An 18,030-nucleotide genomic window follows, 5' to 3' on the forward strand; every position below is an offset into this window, starting at 1 on the left:
GGTGATGTCTCCTTGACTGCGTTAGGCGTTGGCGGCGGCGGCCAGCGTGTTGTCGTACAGCGCTTGCTCGCGCGCCTTGTGTTCTGGCGAGAAGCGCACGGCAATCGCGCAGATGGCAGACAGCGCCACAAACACGCCGAGCACCGACAACGTGGCTTGCGTGTCGGCCATACCCTTGAGCAGGAAGCCCGCCGCCACCGCGCCGGCGTTGCCGCCCGCGCCGATGATGCCGGCCACGCCGCCCAGGGCGCGGCGATCAATGAACGGCACCAGCGCATACGTGGCGCCGCATGCCATGTGGGTGAACAGGCCGAAGCCGAGCATGGCGAGAATGGCCACCGGCACGCTACCGGAATGGGCGAAACCGAACAGGCCCAGGCCCTCGCCCACCATCAGCACGCACAGCAGTTGAGTACGCGCATCCAGGCCACGCTTGGCTGCCACGCGGTCCGACACGATGCCGCCCAGCGCGCGTGCAAACAGCGCCAGCAGACCGAAGCTCGCCGCAGCCATGCCCGCCCCCGACAGCGACAGGCCAAAGTGATCGACGTAATAGGTGGCGGCGATGTTGTGGATGAAGATCTCCACGCCAAAGCACGCGCCGTAGGTGATGAACAGCAGCCACACGCGATAGTTGCCGGCGGCCGCCACGAAACTGCCCCAGCCGCCCTTCTTGCCGCCTTCGATGGTCTTGCCGGCGGCGCGCAGCGCGCTGAAGTTGCCTTCCGGGCAGTCCTGCGTATAACGCCAGTAGAGCGCCGCGACGATCAGCATCGCCACGCCCGGCACCACCATGGCGAGGCGCCAGCCCATGCTCTGCGTCACGCCCATCATCACGATGGCGGTCAGCAGCAGCGGCATCGTGGCTTGTGCCACACCGCCGCCCGCGTTGCCCCAGCCCGCAGCCGCCGCGTTGGCCGTACCCACCACGTTGGGCGCGAACATGACCGACGTGTGGTATTGCGTGATGACGAAGCTCGCGCCAATCGCGCCGATCGCCAGGCGGAAGAACAGGAAGGCCTCGTAGCTCTGCGCCAACGCCACGCCCAGTACCGGGAGAGCACCCAGCAGCAGCAAGCCGGTATAGGTCTTGCGCGGGCCGAAACGGTCGCACAGCGGGCCGACAATCAGCCGCACCAGGATCGTCACCGCCACCGCGGCGATGTTGATGTTGGCGATCTGGCCGGGCGTGAGATGGAACTCGCCCTTGAGCACCGGCATGAGCGGCGCGCAGGCAAACCACGCGTAGAAACACACGAAGAACGCGAGCCACGTCAGATGGAAGGCGCGCATCTGCGGCGTACGCAGGCTGAACAGGTCGATTCGGGTGGCTTTGCCGGTCATGTTGAATCCCAATCAGGGGCCGAAAAAAAAAAAGAAAGGCGTCCGAGAACCCGACTGCACTAGCCAGGGTCTGGGACGCCGTTGTCCAAGTAGCCCTGAGCACCAGGGCCTTCACCACGAAGAGCACGGATCGCCTTTGACCCGCGCAATGTTGCTATGCAACAGGTATGCCAGGCGCGCAAAGCCTTGTGTTATCGCGGTTTGCAGGAAATGAGCTCGAAATCGGCCGGTGCGCGTGCCTCATGCGCGAGCACTACATCGCACGGTTTCGGTGCAGATGCGATTCGGGATGGTGCGGCACAGCAAATGCGTCGGCGGCCGCCAGGGGCGACCGGCACGCCACGTGGAGGACTGCTTGGGAGGAAAGCGCCGGATCCGGTATCGGCGTCAGTAGCCGTGCGTCACGATCGACAGCACCGACAGATCCGGGTGCGTCCCGTCGACAATGCTGCGCGCCACGTGCACGGCTTCCTCCATGGCCTCTTCGGGGCTGCGGAAGGTGTCGTCCCCGTCGGCATGAAAGGGCACGACGTGACCAGGCAACTGCGGATCGGCGCCGGGGTGGCACACGTAGCCGGTGTAGGTGTAGCGCGTGGAGTTTGCCCGCGTCGGGCTTGGCACAACGTGGATCTCGAACCCTTCGTAGAGTTCTTGCGGTGCGGTGATGAGCTGGTCAGACATGGTGGCCTCGCTGGGTTAGCGTGTACCGGCCGCGCTGGTGCTTGTGGCGTGGCGCGACTGCCCTTGGTTCAACCAGTCTAGGTGATGAGGTGCATGTTGAAATCCGGCGGTTGGATGACATCCGCATCCACCGCCGTTCTTGGGTCTGGTGCTGCCTTGCGCTATGCGCGCTTGATCAGCCGAATGATGAACAGCAGGATCACCGCACCGATCACCGCCGTGATGATCGAGCCGATCCACCCGCCGCCCAGCGAGATGCCCAGCACCCCCGCCAGCCATCCGCCGATGAAGGCACCGACGATGCCGACCACGATGTCGACGAAGATGCCGAAACCACCACCCTTGACCAGGATGCCGGCCAGCCAACCCGCCACCGCGCCGATGATCAACCAGGCAATCAAACCGTGTGAGGCCATGTTCGCGCTCCAAAGAATGTGCGTTTTGAGGGACGTTACCGCACAGGCATAGTAGGCGAAGACAGCACAATCGCGATGTGGCGCTCACACGGTTTTTGCAATTGCATCGTGCTCAACGGAACACGTTGACCGCCTCCACCAGGCGCGTAGCCTGAATGCGCAGGCCCTCGGCCGCCGCCGCGCTCTGGCCGACCAGCGTGGCGTTCTCCTGCGTGACCTGATCCAGATGGTTGACCGCCTGGCTGACCTGCGTGATGCCGTCGGTCTGCTGCGCCGTTGCCAGGCTGATGTCGGCAATCATGGTCGAGACCTTTTTGACCTGCTCGACGATGTCGTCCATGGTCTTGCCGGCATCGTCCACCAGCCGCGAGCCCGATTCGACCTTGTCGACGCTAGTGCCGATCAGCTCCTTGATCTCCTTGGCTGCACCGGCGCTGCGCTGCGCAAGCGCACGCACCTCGCCCGCCACGACAGCAAAACCTCGCCCTTGTTCGCCGGCGCGCGCCGCCTCCACGGCCGCATTGAGCGCCAGGATGTTGGTCTGAAAGGCAATGCTGTCGATCACGCCGATGATGTCGGCAATCTGCTTGGCACTCTGCGTGATGGCGCTCATGGTGGCCACGACCTGCTCCATCGCACGGCCGCCATTGACCGCCGCCTGCGTAGCCACACTCGACAACGTGTTTGCCTGCCCAGCCGTTTCGGCATTGCTGGCCACCGTGGCGGTCATCTGCGTCATGGAGCTGGAGGTTTCTTCCAGGCTCGCGGCAGCCTGCTCGGTGCGGGTGTTGATGTCGCCGTTGCCCTTGGCGATCTCCTGGCTGGCCGATTGCACATTGATGACCTGCTCTGCCACGTCGTCGATCAACCAGCGGAACATCAGCCCGAGCTGGCTGATCGTGCGCAGCGTCATGCCGATCTCGTCCACGCGGTCTGCGATGGCGACTTTCCGGCTCTCGCCCGAGGCCACGCTCAGCGCAAGTTCCTCAAGCTTTTCAAGCGGCGTGGCGATCTGCACCTTCAATGACCACGAGGCCAGCGCCAGGGCCACGAGCAACGCACCGGCAAAACCGCCGAGCGCCGCACCGGAGAGGCCAAACGCCCACGCCGTGGCCAGCAACGCGGGCAGCAATGTAAGAAAAGTGAGCCGGATGCGCCAGCGCACCGGCATCACCTGAAACACCGAACGCCAGGCCATCAACCCAGTTCGCACGATCAGGCCCTTGTGAAACTTGCGGTTACCCGCCTGGCCGGCGCGGAAATCCTTATAGAGCGCCTCGGCCGCCGCGATTTCCTCGCGCGTGGGCTTGGTGCGTACCGACATATAGCCGCTGGCCCGTCCGTTACGCACCACGGGCGTGGCGTTGGCACGCACCCAATAATGGTCGCCGTTCTTGCGACGGTTCTTGACCAGCGCCGTCCATGGCTGCCCCGCCTTGAGCGTGGCCCACATATCGGCAAATGCCTCGGTTGGCATATCCGGGTGGCGCACGATGTTATGTGGCTGGCCTTCAATCTCTTCGCGGGAAAAGCCGCTCACCTCCACAAACGCTGCATTCGCATAGGCGATGTAGCTTTGGGTGTCGGTGGTCGACATGAGCGTGGCGTTGTCGGGGAACTCGTATTCGCGCTGGGTGACAGGTTCGTTGACACGCATGGGGGGATCTCCTTTGATGATTTACTTCGCAACGAATTATCGGCACATAACTGGATTTATTAAGACCGAATACCCTTTTTTTGCGCTCACCAGATCCCAATCCGTTCGCTTGCCAGAGCAGATACTACGTCATGAAAATGATTCTTATCCGCTTTATCCCGCGCATTTACGGCACCCAGCCGGAAACACCGCAGCACACAAAGCTCGTTAATACCTTATTCACATTAATTATCGGCGGCTCGATAAAATATAAAACGTAATAGCGAGACGCCATACGTTTTCTTGTGAGCCCGTCTCACATCAGGCCCTTCCAGGGCCTGAGAGCCCCCATGCGCCCGGTCGCCTCTCAACGTTGTTGCTTCCGAGCCCGTAAGATTAAGCACTTGGCGAGCACAGTCTTACAGTGGGTGCTGCACAACCTCAAAGTTGCGGCCACCACCCGGCCACCGCCTCAAAGTTGTCGCGACAAGTCGGATGTCTTCGTTTTCGGGACGACCCTCACCCGGAGACACTGCCCCTGAGAAGTACAAAAGGCGCCCCTTCCTCTATCCGCTGCGACCGGAAGACATTGATAGAGAGCGGCGTTGTAGATGGATGGTCTCATCGCGCAATTTGAAGTCATTTCCGTGGTAGCGCACTGCGAAAACTAAAGACTGCGGCGGGACCGTCGATACTTCACATTGACCACCCGCGCCCCCAGATTCATGACCGAGACCGTACAAGTGGAAGGCATCGCTCCTTCCCGACCTGAGCTTTTTACTGCCGCAGCGGTTTCGGCGGCCATTGTTGCCTTGGCAGTTTTAGCCTTCAGCTACGCACGCGTCCTGCTGCCGGAAGTCAGGCCGTTCCTCCCTATCTTCCTCACGACGGTCGTCATCTTTGAAGGCTTGACCGGCTATCTTCTCCTGCAACGCGCCCGCTTGACGGGAGCCCCCTTCTACGGAGCACTTGCTGGCGCCTACGTGTTTGCTGCGGCCGGGGCCGCAGCGCAGCTCCCCACTTTTCCGGGCGTGTTTTCAGAAGGAGGCTTGCTCGGCGCCGGCGCCCAAACAGCCGTGTGGCTGTGGACGTTCTGGCATTCCGGCTATCCCCTTTTGGTGTTGCTAGCCGGACTGAGCCGAGGTCTCTATGCGCGCGCACAGCCGCAAACACGTATGTTCCCTGACGTTCAAGCTGTGCGCTGGGTCGGCCCAATCGCGGCGGCAGTCGTGGTGCCGCTTTCCATCTGGGGCACGAGCGTTTTGCCGCAACTCATTCAGGGCGGAACCTACGCAAACCTTGTTCACACTCTTGGCTTGCCCGTAATTGGCGCGAATGCCGCTGCCCTTGTCGGCTATGTCGTGCTGACCCGACTACGCCGCTCGGTGGATGTATGGGTTTGCGTGGCACTCGTGGCCAGCCTTGCTGACGCAGTACTGACCCTGCACGGCGGCGCGAGGTACACGTTAGGCTGGTATGCAGCCCGACTCCTGAGTGTTCTGTCATCGGGCGTGGTGCTCTCAATGTTGATTGCAGAAATCACTCGCCTGTACCGCGCGCTCATTACTGCCAATCGGCAACTCGAAAAACAGGCACTGCTGGATGGTTTGACGCAGATAGCGAACCGCCAAGCGTTTGACACGCGTTGGGAAACGGAATGGCGGCGGGCCGAACGAGATGGAACTCCGCTGTCGGTTCTGATGATCGACATTGACCACTTCAAACGAATTAACGATACCTTCGGCCATGGCCGCGGCGATGCCTATCTGGTAGCGGTCGCGAGCATCCTCTCAGGCGTCGCCACACAGCGTGGGAGCGACTTCGTTGCCCGGTATGGCGGTGAAGAATTTGTCGTGCTGCTCCCAAACACCGAGCGTTCCGGTGCGCAACAGGTTGCCGAGAGGGTACGCAGTGATGTAGAGGGTGCGGCCTTGCCTGCGCCGTCTGCGGGTCGCGTTGTGACGATCAGCATTGGAGTAGCGACCTACATTCCAACCGAGCGCGACGTGGCCGGCCAGACTTACCAAGGCACCGCCGCACGGGTTACAGCAGAGGTCCTCGCCCGAGCTGATATGGCGCTCTATGACGCCAAGCGCGCAGGCAGGAACGCCGTCGCCATTCGCTAGAGCGAACGCGCTTCACAGCACTTTCCGCATGGTGCGCGACCTTCAAGGGTAGCCGGCACGATATTCAGGGCCTGGCAGGCCGACATCGTTCCCCGCAAAGCGCGGCGCATTTCTCTCTACTTCACAGATAAGCGCACATGCTGCAGCGGGTGCAACACAGCGCTCCATCGCCGACGAAAGACAAACTTGGCAGCAGGATGCTCGTCGACCGCGCTGATTGCTGCTGGCACGTCGCAGATATCGCTACATTCGCGGGCCGCTTGAACGATGTGCGCCGTCACGCTCGGCAGCAGTGCGAGGCATTCGCATTCCTGCGCGCGCCCTAAAAACGAGCCGACACCTAGACACCAGGACGGGCTGCGCGCCCGGAAGAAAAGTCCTGCGCGAAAGACATGGCGTGAAAAGAAACGTTCGTCAGACGCTCTTTCTTCAGCACCTTCCGCAATTTGCTCGCCGGCCTTGGATTACGTCTGCCGGCTATCTGGCCGCGCGAGAACGCCCCGCGACAGCGCGTCACATCCCAAGTCCGGCAAGGGGGGCTAAACTTTCATAAATTACTGAAAGTTGAGAAAGATCAAAACAATGCAACTCTCCCCCTTGAAACAGCGCTTCGTCCTGCATTTCGGCGAGATGGGCAGCCGCTGGGGCATTAACCGCACCGTCGGGCAGATCTACGCATTGCTCTACGCCGCGCGCGAGCCGATCAACGCGGACGAGATCGCCGAGGCGCTGGGCTTCTCCCGCTCGAACGTGAGCATCGGGTTGAAGGAGCTGGAGTCGTGGAAGCTCGTGCGGCTGTCGCACAAGCCGGGCGACCGGCGCGAATACTTCTCCGCCCCGGACGACGTTTGGACCATCTTCCGCACGCTGGCCGAGGAGCGCCGCAAGCGCGAGATCGACCCCACGCTCTCGCTGCTGCGCGACGTCATGCTCGAATCCCCGACCGATCCGGATGACCGCCACGCCCAGGCGCGCATGAAAGAGATGTACCAACTCATCACGCTCATGACCAACTGGTTTGACGACGTGCAGAAGCTCGACGCCGAATCGTTGCAGCAACTCATGAAGATGGGTGCCAAGGTGCACAAGCTGCTGGAGATGAAGAACAAGCTTGCCGTTGTCGTTGGCGGCAAATCGAAGTAGCCCGTATCAAGAAAAACCATGTCGCTCGATCCCGTTGTCCTGGCGCGCATCCAGTTTGGCGCCAACATCACGTTCCACATCCTCTTTCCCACCATCAGCATCGCGCTTGCATGGGTACTGCTCTTCTTCAAGCTGCGCTATCGCAAGACCGGTGACGAGGCCTGGATGGCCGCATATCGCCTTTGGGTGAAGGTCTTTGCATTGACGTTCGCGCTGGGCGTGGTGTCCGGCGTGACGATGAGCTTCCAGTTCGGCACGAACTGGCCGGGCTATATGAATACCGTCGGCAACATCGCCGGGCCGCTGCTGGCGTATGAAGTGCTGACTGCGTTCTTTCTGGAGGCCAGCTTTCTCGGGATCATGCTGTTCGGAACAGGCCGTGTGAGCCCGCGCATCCATACATTTGCGACGTTCCTCGTCGCGCTGGGCACGACCATCTCGGTGTTCTGGATCATCGCGCTCAACTCGTGGATGCAGACACCCGCCGGCTACGTGATGATCGACGGCCGCGCTCATCCGCAAAGCTGGCTGGCGATCATCTTCAACCCGTCGTTCCCGTATCGGTTCACGCACATGCTGCTGGCCTCGGGGCTGACGGTGTCGTTCCTGCTGGCGGGGGTATCGGCTTACCGCTGGCTGCGCAACGACCGCGGTGGCGATGTGCGTGCAGCGCTCAAGACAGGCGTGGTGCTCGCCGCCATGCTGATCCCGCTGCAGATTACCGCCGGTGACGCGCACGGTCTCAACACGCTGGAGCATCAACCGGCCAAGCTGGCCGCGATGGAAGGCATCTGGCAAACCGAACGTGGCGTGCCCGCCGTGCTGTTTGGCATCCCGGATGCGGCTTCGCGCAGCAACCGCTACGAGATCGCGGTGCCGAAGTTGGCGTCGCTGTATCTCACGCACTCGCTCGACGGCAAGGTGCGGGGGCTCGATCAGTTCGACCGGCACCCGCCCGTGCTGCCGGTGTTCTTCGCCTTCCGCCTGATGGTGGGCGTGGGGCTGCTGATGCTGGCGGTGTCGTGGACCAGCGCCTGGCGCCTCCGCCGCAATGGTGAACTGCCGAACTGGCTGGCACGCGCCCTCGTCGCCATGACGTTCTCCGGCTGGGTGGCCGTGGTGGCCGGCTGGTACGTTACCGAGATCGGCCGGCAACCGTGGCTCGTCTATGGCGTGCTGACCACCGCGCAAGCTGCGTCGTCCGTGCCCGCGCGGATGATCGGCAGCACGCTGGCGATGTATCTCGCGCTGTACGCGTTCCTCATCGCCTCGTATGTTGGCGTGGTCTTCTATTTGGCCCGCAAGGCCGGGGGCGCCATCGATCCGACGGATGCCGACATCCCCGCCAAGCACACCTCCCAACTTTCTGCGCCCGTCGCGAGCCACGCATGAGCACCATTCCTGACCTCACCCAACCTGCCGGCTGGCTGCCGGTGGTCTTCATGGCCCTGATGGGAATTGCCGTGCTCGCCTACGTGGTGCTCGACGGCTACGACCTGGGCGTCGGCATCCTGCTGCGCCGCGCGGACGACGCCGAGAAAGACACCATGATCGCCTCCATCGGCCCGTTCTGGGACGCCAACGAAACCTGGCTCGTGCTCGGGGTCGGACTGCTGCTGGTGGCGTTTCCGGCCGCGCATGGCGAGATTCTGGGCGCGTTGTATTTGCCGGTGGCGCTGATGCTGTTCGGCCTCATCCTGCGCGGGGTGGCCTTCGACTTTCGCGTCAAGGCGCGCGCGCACCACAAGCCGTGGTGGAACCGCGCGTTCTATGCCGGCTCCGTCATCGCCACCGCTGCGCAGGGCCTGATGCTGGGGCTGTACATCACGGGCTTCCAGTACGACGCGGCCAACGTCATCTTTGCGATCTGCACGGCGGGCGGCCTGATTGCCGGCTACCTGCTGCTGGGCGCCACGTGGCTCATCATGAAGACGGAAGGTGCGCTGCAATTGCGCGCGGTGCAGTGGGCTCGCGGCAGCCTGTGGTTCACCGCGCTGGGCGTGGCCGCCGTGTCGCTGGCAACGCCGTGGGTCAGCACGCGCGTGTTCGACAAATGGTTTGCGCTGCCGAACATCATCCTGCTGGCGCCCGTGCCGCTGGTGACGATCGTGCTGTTCCTGCTGATCGACTGGGTACTGCGCCGCCTGCCACAGCAGATTGCCAAGGGTGACGAACACCTGATCTGGGCGCCGTTCGTCGGCACCGGCGCTATCTTCCTGCTGGCCTTCAATGGCCTGGCTTACAGCCTCTTTCCGTATCTTGTGGTGGACAGGCTCGACATCTGGCAGGCCGCCAGCGCGCCGGAATCGCTCGAGTTCATGCTGGTGGGCGTGGCCATCGTGCTGCCGACCATCGTCGGCTACACGATCTATTCGTACAAAGTGTTCCACGGCAAGGCGACGGAGCTGCGTTACTACTGAGCACGCCGCCCGCATGCGGCATTGACCGGACTGCGGGCGGACGTTTAGGCTGGCGCGCTCACCCACACGCATGCACACGCCATGATCACCTGCCACGTCCGCTACATCATCAACCCGGCACGGCTCGCTGAATTCGAAGCCTACGGAAAGATGTGGATCCCGCTGGTCGAGAAATTCGGCGGCCAGCACCACGGCTACTTCCTCCCGTCGGAAGGGGCCAACAACGTCGCGCTGACACTGTTTTCGTTCCCGAGTCTGGCGGCTTACGAGGTCTACCGCGAACGCGCGAAGACCGACCCCGATTGCATGGCGGCCATCCGCTACGCCGAGGAAACCGGCTGCATCGTCAGCTACGAGCGCAGCTTCTTCCGCCCCGTGCTTTCTTGACGCTCGCCTAGCCCTGCGGCCTGCGCTGCGACAGCACCCAAAGCATCGCCCCCACGGCTTCTGCCTGGGAGCGCGTGCAGGTCTTCTCGAAGATGGCCCGCAGTTGCGAGCGCACGGTCGACATGGCGACGTTGGCGTCGGCCGCATATTCGTCGGGTGTCTTGCCGGCGATCAGCGCTTCGCCCACCGCCGCCTCTGCCGCCGACAGACCGAACGCCTGGCGCAACTGCATGGCTGTCACCGGCGCGGCATCGCCCTTGCGCCGGGCCGTGACCAGCATGGCGGCATCGCCAAACGCGGCCTGCGCGGCATTGGCGGGCAATTGGGAAATGCCGAGAAAGATCTCGTGTGGCGCCCCGAGCGCCGGCCGCACGGCAAAGCTCTCGCCCTTGCGTGACTTCGTCACCCGCGCCAGTGCGGCTTGCAGACCGTCGTTGTCGGCAGCAAACGCCGCAGCCAATCGGCCGTGCTCCAACCGCAGGCAAGTCGATGCGCGCAGCAGCGCTTCGGCTTGCGCATTGGCAAACAGCACGCGCTGGTCTCGCCCGAGCGCGAATACGGCCAGGCCAAGCTGCTCCATCAATTCGGCGCCGAGTGCTGCATCGCGATGCAGCACGCGTGTATCCCGCCAGAGGTTGATCGTGCGCTGCAGGTGGTCGGTCATGCCGGCCGCGTTGAAGCGATCCTGGTCGGAAAATGGCGTCCGGCCGTGTGCTCGCAACATACCGAGCAGGATGTCGCTGCTGCCGGGACGCTCCAAGCGCACGCCCATCAGGTAACGGAAGCCCGCCGGAATCTGATAGTCCTGGAAGAATTCGCTGCGCTCAACATACGCATCGGACAGGTGATCCTGGCAGAAGGCAAACTCGCGCACGCCCGCACGTTCGACAAAACTGCGGCGGGGGTCCAATGCGCCGTAGTACCTGTCATACAGTCCGATGGTGTCGTCCAGTCCCCGCTTCGGGGAGTAGACCGAAAGCTGAGGCGCATTGCGCACGGCGTCCCAACTGAACATGTGGAACAGGTCGGCACCAAGCGATTCGGTCACGCCCTGGAACACGTCCAGAAACCCTTCCTGCGTTACCGCAGCTTCGTACAGATCACCAATAAGCTGGTCTTTGAGCACGCGTCCCTCCCCCGAAGGATGGCTGTCTGGCCTTGGCGCCCGCCATGCTCACTCGGTGAGAGCCAAGTGGCTGCGGTCATGTTATGCGCGCAAACGTAACACGTGTGTGCGTTGCTCAACATCGTTCTTTTGGCGACGCTTTCCTCCAAATGAATGATGCGGGCGCGTGGTGCCCCCTTTGAGAATCTCCGTGCCGAATAACGGCGCCGCATGCACGGCGCACCCACGATCCAGCGGAGGACTCCATGAAACTCACCCCCATTGCAATCGCACTGGCCACGCTTGCCCTGTCGGGCTGCGGCGGCAGCGATTCCGGCAGCAGCGCCAGCACATCGCCCGGCACCAACGTTCCGGCAGCACAGACCGTCAGCGGCGTCGCCGCCGCGGGCGCGGCCATGCAAAGCGCGACGGTCACGCTGATGGACGCAGCCGGCAAGTCGGTCGACTGCCCGGCCAACGCCACCACGGGGGCTTTCCAGTGCACGGTCACGGGTCTTGCCGCGCCGTTCGTGCTGTCGGCGGCCGGCAACGTGGCCGACTCGCAAGCCACGCTGATCGCGCTGTCCGCCAGTGCCGGCAGCCAGACGATCAACATCACGCCCATCACCAATGCCATTGCCGCCACCATCGTGGGCGACAACCCGAGCAAGCTGCTGGGCAACACGGGCCTGCTGCAAAGCAAGGTGACCGCACAAACCGTCTCAAGCACGGTGGCCGCCTATGCCGCCGCCCTGGCCGACCTGCTGGCCGCCACCGGCAACACCGGAGTGGATCTGATCTCGGGCCCGTTGACGGCCGGCGCACCGGGCCTCGACCGCCTGCTCGATCAGCTGAAGGTGAACGTGCTGCCGGACGGCAGCGTGCAGATCAGCTCCGTGGCAGGCGCGTCCAGCGATACGCCTGCGCAATTGCAGCTCGCGCCGGGCGTCGCTCCCCAGCCCGGCGACAAGGCGAGCCTGCCGAGCGTGGCGACCATCAATGGCAACCCCGTCGCCAATCTGCCGACCGCCTCGGACCTGGCCGCGTTGCAAACCGCGCTCAACCAGTGTTTTGCCGGCTCGACAGGCTCGGCGCGCACAGGGGGCAGCGTGCCCGTTTGCGGCCAGATCTTCGTGGATGACGTGGCCAATGGCGCGCTCATCAACGGCGTGCCGTCGGCCTACTTGAACAACGGCATGACGGCCGACCAGGAATTCGGGCCCGCATCGGGCGGGGGCAACCCGGGCCTGTTTGCCGATGACGCGATGAACAACGCCAGCTTCAGCCTGCCGGAGATCATCCGCGTGGCGTCCAACAGCGGTGACACGCTGTGGGTCAAGCTCGCCTGGACCCGCGCCGATGGCCTTCGCGACGGCATGCAGCAGCATGTGCAAGTGGCGGTACAACCTGCCTCGCGCGCCAGCGGCGACAACGGCTGGCGCATCGTCGGCAACCAGCGCGCCGTGTTCACAAAAGTCAATGCCAATGCGCAGAAGTGGGACTGGCTGAACAGCGCCACCGCAATGACGGGCACCAACGCGTTTGTCGATTCGATCAACATGCAGGTGGGCGTCGTGGATGCCGCTGGCACGCCCGTCGACTTTGCGATTGTTACCGGCCCCGGCCTGCGCAATGGCGTGTTCCTGCAGCCGTCGTCAGGCACGTGCGACACACTCAACATCCGCGCCCAGGTTGGCGCGAGCCAGACGGCAGCACAGCTTGCCTTGCTGGCCAAGCAAGGCGCCTGCCGCAATAACTTCCGCCTGGCAGGCGTGGCACAAAACCCGGCCAACCAGGGCAGCTTCACGTGGCCCGGCGATGCACCGCGCAACAACACGGCCTGGGCCAAGCCGCAACTGACGGCCTCGGAGCTGGCGACCATCACGCCGTTCAGTGCGTACACGATCGCCATCTATCAGGGCGGTGTCACCAGCCAGCCGTCCAAGACGTACACGGTGCGGCTGCGCACGCCGTCGCCCTCGCCCGATGCGCTGCGCCAATACACGTGGCAGGACATCTCGCAGACCACGCGCGACATCCTCACCCCGGGCACGGCATCAACGTTTGCAGGCGGCGCCACCTTGCCCGTCACGTGGACGACCAAGGCGGGCGTGCCCTTCGTGAAGCGCGTCAACGTGCAGATTCGCGCAACGGCTTCGGGCCAGCCGACGGTATTCGTGAACGGGGTGGGCCGCGCCGCACCGGCCGCGCCCGGGACCACGCTCACCGTCAATGTAGCGGGCGACCAGGGGGTGGCTTTCCCCGCAGTGACGGGCTGGTCGGGCACGCAAGACATGTCGTTCACCAACATGTCTTGGGCAGACCCGCTGGATCTGAACTTCACCACGTCGGTCGAATACGACCGCTAATACGCAGGAACGCAGCAACGCAGGGCACACACGGGGAAGTGCGGTGATCGGGCCCGCAAGGCGTCATGCCGGGCGCCCTGCGGGCCACGATCAACCCACCGTCGCTTCGAACACGCGCCGGTAATTGCCACCCAGAATCTGGCCCGTTTCCACTGAAGTGAACCCCGCTTTCAGCAGCGCCGTAGCCAGCGTCGGCAACTGCGCGTAACTGGTGAACACCGGCGGCCGGGTAAAACCGCGCATGTCGGTGCCCAGCCCCACGTGCGCCACGCCCACCACATCGGCCATGCGCTTGATGCCCATCGCCATGGCATCGAGATTGGGAAGATCCGCCGTATTGGGCCACACGCCAATCACACCGCCAATGTCCGCTACCGCGCGCGCATGCGGCATTGACCGGACGGCGGGCGGACGTTTAGGCTGGCGCGCTCACGCACCCGCATGCACACGCCACGATCTTCTACTACGTCCGCGCCATCATGGGCCGGGCGCCGCTGCCCGGTTCCAAGCCTACCAATCGACCTCAATGTTGGCATTGGTGGCGTTGTTCACGATGTTGTTGATCTGCGTCCAGACGGCGCGGTCGTAGTCATCTCGGTCGGTGTGCTCGACACGCATGATGGCGGGGCCGTTGGAGTAGAAGTGTCCGAGCAGATCGCGGAGTCCGCGCTCGTTGAGCCGAATACCGACGATGAAACGCTGATCACTCAGGGCGATGGGCGCAGCGTACGTCTGCAGATTGGTATGCAGGCTGCCGGCCGAGACGTTGTTCTGGGTGAATTCCAGTTGATAGATGCGCAATGCTTGGGGCATGGTGGGCTCCGCAAAGAGTGAAAGAAATGCCCCCGACAGACAGCAAACCGCAGAGGGCGAGACCACTCTATGGGCGCCATCGCTTCTGCCCTATAGCGCTTGCGTACCACGCGTTGGCCCGTGAGAAAGAGCACGGGCCCCGATCAACCCACCGTCGCCTCGAACACGCGCCGGTAGTTGCCGCCCAGAATCTGGCCGGTCTCGACTGACGGGTCAGCGTCAAGCGGCATCGCCCAGCCTTCCATGTCGACGATCGTGTCTTGCAGCGCGTCGGGCTTGTACGTGGCGATGACGAACCAATCGATGAGCATGCGCACCCCGCAAAATTGAGCTGCGGTCTTGTGCGCGCGATCGGCCCATCGCTCTATCGCCGTTGCTTACATGCCCCTACAAAGCATGACGATCTTGACGTTCATGGCGCTCACCCCCAGAAGCCGATGTGCGATTGCGCGGCTTCGTCTTCGATGAGCGGGCCGTGCACGTCGATTTGGCGCTGGCCGCGTACAAACACCTCGCGGCACGGCAGCGAGAACGTCGGGTTTTCTGGGTGGTCGCCCGTAAGCGTCAACAGGTGATGCTCCGACAGCGCATAGACCACGCGGCCGATGTTGCACCAGTAGATGGCGCCCGAGCACATGCAGCAAGGCTCGGCACTGGTGTACAGCGTGCAACGCGCAAGCTGCTCAGGAGACAAGATCCTGGCTGCTGCCGCCGCGGCCGCCAGCTCGGCATGCTGCGTGGGGTCGCCTTCGGGCGGCATCGAGTTGTTGCCCGCGCTGGCGATCACGTTGCCGTGTTCGTCGGCCACCAGTGCGCCGAACGGATGACGGCCGCGCTTGCGTGCGTCGTCGGCCACCGCAATCGCCTGGCGCAACAGTGCCATATCGAGATCGGTCAGTTGGGATGGCGTGTGGGGTTCACGTGCGTTCACGATGGAATCCTTGGTGTGAGACATCGACGAAAGAAGCCGGTGTCATTCAGCGAATGCTGTCTGGGCAAAATCGCGCACGATCTGACTGTCCGACACGCCACAAGATGCTGAAAAGCAGCCGCAACGGCAATCCCACCACGCTGTAGCGACGCCATTTGCGCTACGCTTACGGCCTTCCGCCCGACCTCGCTTTCATCGCTTTTGCGTCACCTCATGCCCACGCTGCAACACGTCGACCTACGCACGGACCCCGCCGCCCGCCCCTTCGTCAAGGACGAGACCGTCCACGTCGACTTTGCGGCCGAAGCCGGCGAGCTGATGAGCCTGGAAGGCCCCAACCGCTATGCTCCCGACGATGCGCTGATCACCGGTTCAACGGGCGACCGCTGGGTGGTCTCGCGCGAACGTTTCGATGCGAAGTACGTCCCCGCCGATGCATCGCTCGCACATGGGCAAGCCGGCGCTTATCGCAACCGCCCGAGCGTGGTGCTTGCCAGGCAGATGAGCGAAGCGTTCTCGATGGCGCGCTCCGAAGCCGGCGATGTGCTGCACGGCCAGGCCGGTGACTGGGTACTCCAATACGCCCCCGGCGACTACGGGGTCGTGCAGGCGCAGCGCTTCGCCAAGGTCTACCGGCCCGTCTGAAGCGTTACTGCGCCGTCTGCTGGCGCTCGGCTTCGTGGCGCTTCATCTGCAGGTAGTCCTGCCGCTCCACTTCATGCAACTGGCGCGGGTACTGCTCGGTGGCGTTGAACCACGTGTTCAGCCGCTGCTGCAGGCGCTTGTCGGGCGGCGCCGACAGCGCCTTCAGATAGGCATCGATGGCGAGGTAGTAGCGCATTGTGTTGCGCTCAAGCAAGCCGCGCACCCCGCCCACGTATTCAGGTGTGGCGGCTGAGGATTCTGCCGTCTTTGTAAAACCCACTTTGTCGCTGCCGACCGTGCCCAGATACGTGCGCATGGCGAGCCGCCCTGCGGTGCCATAACCGTACGAGTACGTCAGATGCAGAAAGGTGTGATTGCCGCCGGCCGGGGCCGGAATGGCCTCCAGCATGATGCGGTAATCCTTCGTGCTGAACGGGCCGGACCCGGCATTCAGTTCCACGCGGAAGTAGCCCGCGCTGCTGGCAACGGGGCGGTAGTTGAACTCCAGCCGATAGCTGCTCGACAAGCTCTGCTCAACCTTGCGGCCCAGATTCACGTCGAGCACGGTGCCACGGGGCCCGGACCCGGCGCGGCAATACTTGATGTTCAGGTGCAGGATCAGCACGTCGCACCAGTTGCCGGGGCCTTGCGTCGCGTCACTCAAGGCGCCGCTCACGGTAGCGAACGGGTAATCGATCACGCTGTAGATGTCGCCCTGGAGCATGTCGGGCGTCTCGGTGGATTCCAACACCAGCGGGCGGTGGAACGGGTTGTCAGCCAACTGGGACGCCACGCTCTCATATTTGTCGCGCAGGCCCTGCGCAGTGTCTGCCGCGCGCGAGGCGGTGCTCAGGCATAGGCCGGCCACCAGCGCAAGCAGGGCAATCGGGCGCAGCCAGGCGGGATGTCGGTGCAAGGTCATAAACGGCGTTTTTGTGGAATTGGTCTTCATTCTAGGAGGCGCTAACGCCCACAGTCTCGCAACAAATGGGCCTGCGGATGCACATCGGCCATGCGGCGTTCTGTCATCACGACAGCCAAGGCGTGCTCCGATGCGGCTCGGTAAAATGAACGCTTCTTCGCCTCGTGCTTCCCGGCACTTCCGGCACCATGCCCTCGCCACTCGCCGCCATTCGCGAACGCATCGCCAACCAGGTCCGCGGCCTTACGCGTGCCACCGGCAGCCTCACCCTCGACATTGCCTCGCCGCCGGGCGATCCGGGCCTGTTTGGCCCCGACGCCGTCTGCTGGAAGGTGCATGCCGATTTTCCGGCGATGATGGCCGGTGGCATCAGCGCGCTGTTGTTGCAGGCGCTGCACCCGCGCGCGCTGGCCGGCGTATGGGACCACTCGAACTTTCGCGAAGACCTGCAGGGGCGCCTGGGCCGTACCGCGCAGTTCGTGGCCGGCACCACGTATGGCAGCCGCCAGGATGCGCTGGCGCTCATCGAGCGCGTGAAGACCATCCACGACCGCGTGCAGGGCATCGCGCCCGATGGTCGGCCGTATTCAGCCAACGACCCAGACCTGCTCACCTGGGTGCACGTGGCCGAGATGTCGAGCTTCCTGGCAGGCTATCTGCGCTACGTGGATGGCAACCTGAGTATCACCCAGCAGGATCGTTATTTTGAAGAGACCGCGCTTGTGGCCGAGATGCTCGGCGCGCGCGACGTGCCGAAATCGCGGGCGGCCGTGCAGTCCTATCTGAATGCGATGCGCGCCGAGCTGGTGGCCAGCGATCGCACGCGCACGGTGGTGGAGGTGTTGATGACGTGGCAGGCGCCGCGCCCGGGGTTGCGCCCGGCAGTACGCCTCTTCCTGGATGCGGGCATCCAGTTGCTGCCGCCGTGGGCAATACAAATGCTCGATCTCAAGCGGCCGCCGCTGCAGGCGGCCATTGCGTCAGCGGCCATGCGCACCGTGGCGCCCACGCTGCGCTGGGCGCTCTACGAGGGTAGCGTCGCGCGCCGGGCTCGACACCGCGCACTGGCGCCCGCCACGAGCTAGTGCGTCC

18 protein-coding genes are annotated in these 18,030 nt (G+C 63.7%); 8 read left to right on the plus strand and 10 right to left on the minus strand.

All coding sequences use genetic code 11. From position 1 onward, the window contains the following. Positions 1-21: 21 nt before the first annotated feature. The 4 genes from M1D44_RS22520 to M1D44_RS22535 form a co-directional block, all read right to left on the minus strand. Entirely contained in the window at positions 22-1,344 is a 1,323-nt protein-coding gene (locus tag M1D44_RS22520; RefSeq protein ID WP_316852478.1) for an MFS transporter, read from the minus strand. Between the two features lie 387 nt (positions 1,345-1,731). Further along, positions 1,732-2,025, minus strand: a complete 294-nt coding sequence (locus M1D44_RS22525; RefSeq protein WP_024978560.1) for a hypothetical protein — start codon at positions 2,023-2,025, stop codon at positions 1,732-1,734. Between the two features lie 161 nt (positions 2,026-2,186). Next, entirely contained in the window at positions 2,187-2,441 is a 255-nt protein-coding gene (locus tag M1D44_RS22530) for a GlsB/YeaQ/YmgE family stress response membrane protein (protein WP_004627540.1), read from the minus strand. A 112-nt stretch (positions 2,442-2,553) separates the two neighbouring features. Further along, positions 2,554-4,098 carry a methyl-accepting chemotaxis protein gene (locus M1D44_RS22535; RefSeq protein WP_316683180.1) on the minus strand — a complete coding sequence of 515 codons (1,545 nt, stop codon included), beginning with the start codon at positions 4,096-4,098 and terminating at the stop codon, positions 2,554-2,556. A gap of 704 nt (positions 4,099-4,802) precedes the next feature. On the opposite strand from M1D44_RS22535, the gene M1D44_RS22540 reads away from it, so the two are divergent. The 5 genes from M1D44_RS22540 to M1D44_RS22560 all read left to right on the plus strand — a co-directional run bounded on the left by M1D44_RS22540 (position 4,803) and on the right by M1D44_RS22560 (position 10,153). Continuing rightward, entirely contained in the window at positions 4,803-6,203 is a 1,401-nt protein-coding gene (locus M1D44_RS22540) for a sensor domain-containing diguanylate cyclase (protein WP_316683181.1), read from the plus strand. Between the two features lie 582 nt (positions 6,204-6,785). Next, positions 6,786-7,346: a GbsR/MarR family transcriptional regulator gene (locus M1D44_RS22545; RefSeq protein WP_024978557.1), complete on the plus strand. Its 561-nt coding sequence runs from the start codon at positions 6,786-6,788 to the stop codon at positions 7,344-7,346. A gap of 18 nt (positions 7,347-7,364) precedes the next feature. Continuing rightward, complete coding sequence (locus M1D44_RS22550) at positions 7,365-8,738, plus strand: cytochrome ubiquinol oxidase subunit I (protein WP_316852479.1); 1,374 nt, start codon at positions 7,365-7,367, stop codon at positions 8,736-8,738. Then, the gene (locus M1D44_RS22555) at positions 8,735-9,766 is read left to right on the plus strand and encodes a cytochrome d ubiquinol oxidase subunit II (protein WP_024978555.1); all 1,032 of its coding nucleotides are present in this window, start codon (positions 8,735-8,737) and stop codon (positions 9,764-9,766) included. The genes M1D44_RS22550 and M1D44_RS22555 overlap by 4 nt, the downstream gene beginning before the upstream one ends. 81 nt (positions 9,767-9,847) lie before the next feature. Further along, positions 9,848-10,153: an NIPSNAP family protein gene (locus M1D44_RS22560; protein ID WP_024978554.1), complete on the plus strand. Its 306-nt coding sequence runs from the start codon at positions 9,848-9,850 to the stop codon at positions 10,151-10,153. A gap of 7 nt (positions 10,154-10,160) precedes the next feature. Here the strand turns inward: M1D44_RS22560 and M1D44_RS22565 are convergent, their stop codons facing one another. Beyond that, a complete protein-coding gene (locus M1D44_RS22565; protein WP_316852480.1) occupies positions 10,161-11,279 on the minus strand; it encodes a helix-turn-helix transcriptional regulator in 1,119 nt (372 codons plus the stop codon). Positions 11,280-11,524: 245 nt separating this feature from the next. Between M1D44_RS22565 and M1D44_RS22570 the strand changes: the two genes are divergently transcribed. Continuing rightward, positions 11,525-13,627: a hypothetical protein gene (locus tag M1D44_RS22570; protein ID WP_316852481.1), complete on the plus strand. Its 2,103-nt coding sequence runs from the start codon at positions 11,525-11,527 to the stop codon at positions 13,625-13,627. 90 nt (positions 13,628-13,717) lie between these two features. On the opposite strand, the gene M1D44_RS22575 is transcribed toward M1D44_RS22570, so the two are convergent. From M1D44_RS22575 to M1D44_RS22590, 4 genes are all read right to left on the minus strand, one after another. Further along, complete coding sequence (locus M1D44_RS22575; protein WP_112188271.1) at positions 13,718-14,020, minus strand: membrane dipeptidase; 303 nt, start codon at positions 14,018-14,020, stop codon at positions 13,718-13,720. 117 nt (positions 14,021-14,137) lie between these two features. Further along, the gene (locus tag M1D44_RS22580) at positions 14,138-14,440 is read right to left on the minus strand and encodes a hypothetical protein (protein ID WP_024978550.1); all 303 of its coding nucleotides are present in this window, start codon (positions 14,438-14,440) and stop codon (positions 14,138-14,140) included. Between the two features lie 143 nt (positions 14,441-14,583). After that, complete coding sequence (locus M1D44_RS22585) at positions 14,584-14,751, minus strand: hypothetical protein (RefSeq protein ID WP_316852482.1); 168 nt, start codon at positions 14,749-14,751, stop codon at positions 14,584-14,586. A gap of 110 nt (positions 14,752-14,861) precedes the next feature. Beyond that, positions 14,862-15,323, minus strand: coding sequence for a nucleoside deaminase (locus M1D44_RS22590; RefSeq protein ID WP_239498103.1), 462 nt, complete (start codon positions 15,321-15,323; stop codon positions 14,862-14,864). Positions 15,324-15,584: 261 nt separating this feature from the next. Here M1D44_RS22590 and M1D44_RS22595 point away from each other — a divergent pair, with 261 nt between their 5' ends. Further along, positions 15,585-16,016 (plus strand): PGDYG domain-containing protein, encoded by a 432-nt coding sequence (locus tag M1D44_RS22595; RefSeq protein WP_316852483.1) that lies wholly within the window; start codon positions 15,585-15,587, stop codon positions 16,014-16,016. A gap of 4 nt (positions 16,017-16,020) precedes the next feature. Here M1D44_RS22595 and M1D44_RS22600 read toward each other — a convergent pair whose 3' ends face one another. Next, positions 16,021-16,938, minus strand: a complete 918-nt coding sequence (locus tag M1D44_RS22600; RefSeq protein WP_316852484.1) for a hypothetical protein — start codon at positions 16,936-16,938, stop codon at positions 16,021-16,023. A gap of 188 nt (positions 16,939-17,126) precedes the next feature. Between M1D44_RS22600 and M1D44_RS22605 the strand changes: the two genes are divergently transcribed. Next, positions 17,127-18,023 carry an oxygenase MpaB family protein gene (locus tag M1D44_RS22605; RefSeq protein WP_316852485.1) on the plus strand — a complete coding sequence of 299 codons (897 nt, stop codon included), beginning with the start codon at positions 17,127-17,129 and terminating at the stop codon, positions 18,021-18,023. Positions 18,024-18,030 lie beyond the last annotated feature (7 nt).

This window comes from Ralstonia sp. SA306, from assembly GCF_054792405.1.

Coding starts and splice junctions, on each gene's coding strand:
- M1D44_RS22520 (WP_316852478.1), bottom strand. CDS start 1,344: ATGACCGGCAAAGCCACCCGAATCGACCTGTTCAGCCTGCGTACGCCG.
- M1D44_RS22525 (WP_024978560.1), bottom strand. CDS start 2,025: ATGTCTGACCAGCTCATCACCGCACCGCAAGAACTCTACGAAGGGTTC.
- M1D44_RS22530 (WP_004627540.1), bottom strand. CDS start 2,441: ATGGCCTCACACGGTTTGATTGCCTGGTTGATCATCGGCGCGGTGGCG.
- M1D44_RS22535 (WP_316683180.1), bottom strand. CDS start 4,098: ATGCGTGTCAACGAACCTGTCACCCAGCGCGAATACGAGTTCCCCGAC.
- M1D44_RS22540 (WP_316683181.1), top strand. CDS start 4,803: ATGACCGAGACCGTACAAGTGGAAGGCATCGCTCCTTCCCGACCTGAG.
- M1D44_RS22545 (WP_024978557.1), top strand. CDS start 6,786: ATGCAACTCTCCCCCTTGAAACAGCGCTTCGTCCTGCATTTCGGCGAG.
- M1D44_RS22550 (WP_316852479.1), top strand. CDS start 7,365: ATGTCGCTCGATCCCGTTGTCCTGGCGCGCATCCAGTTTGGCGCCAAC.
- M1D44_RS22555 (WP_024978555.1), top strand. CDS start 8,735: ATGAGCACCATTCCTGACCTCACCCAACCTGCCGGCTGGCTGCCGGTG.
- M1D44_RS22560 (WP_024978554.1), top strand. CDS start 9,848: ATGATCACCTGCCACGTCCGCTACATCATCAACCCGGCACGGCTCGCT.
- M1D44_RS22570 (WP_316852481.1), top strand. CDS start 11,525: ATGAAACTCACCCCCATTGCAATCGCACTGGCCACGCTTGCCCTGTCG.
- M1D44_RS22575 (WP_112188271.1), bottom strand. CDS start 14,020: ATGCCGCATGCGCGCGCGGTAGCGGACATTGGCGGTGTGATTGGCGTG.
- M1D44_RS22580 (WP_024978550.1), bottom strand. CDS start 14,440: ATGCCCCAAGCATTGCGCATCTATCAACTGGAATTCACCCAGAACAAC.
- M1D44_RS22585 (WP_316852482.1), bottom strand. CDS start 14,751: ATGCTCATCGATTGGTTCGTCATCGCCACGTACAAGCCCGACGCGCTG.
- M1D44_RS22590 (WP_239498103.1), bottom strand. CDS start 15,323: ATGGCACTGTTGCGCCAGGCGATTGCGGTGGCCGACGACGCACGCAAG.
- M1D44_RS22595 (WP_316852483.1), top strand. CDS start 15,585: ATGCCCACGCTGCAACACGTCGACCTACGCACGGACCCCGCCGCCCGC.
- M1D44_RS22600 (WP_316852484.1), bottom strand. CDS start 16,938: ATGACCTTGCACCGACATCCCGCCTGGCTGCGCCCGATTGCCCTGCTT.
- M1D44_RS22605 (WP_316852485.1), top strand. CDS start 17,127: ATGCCCTCGCCACTCGCCGCCATTCGCGAACGCATCGCCAACCAGGTC.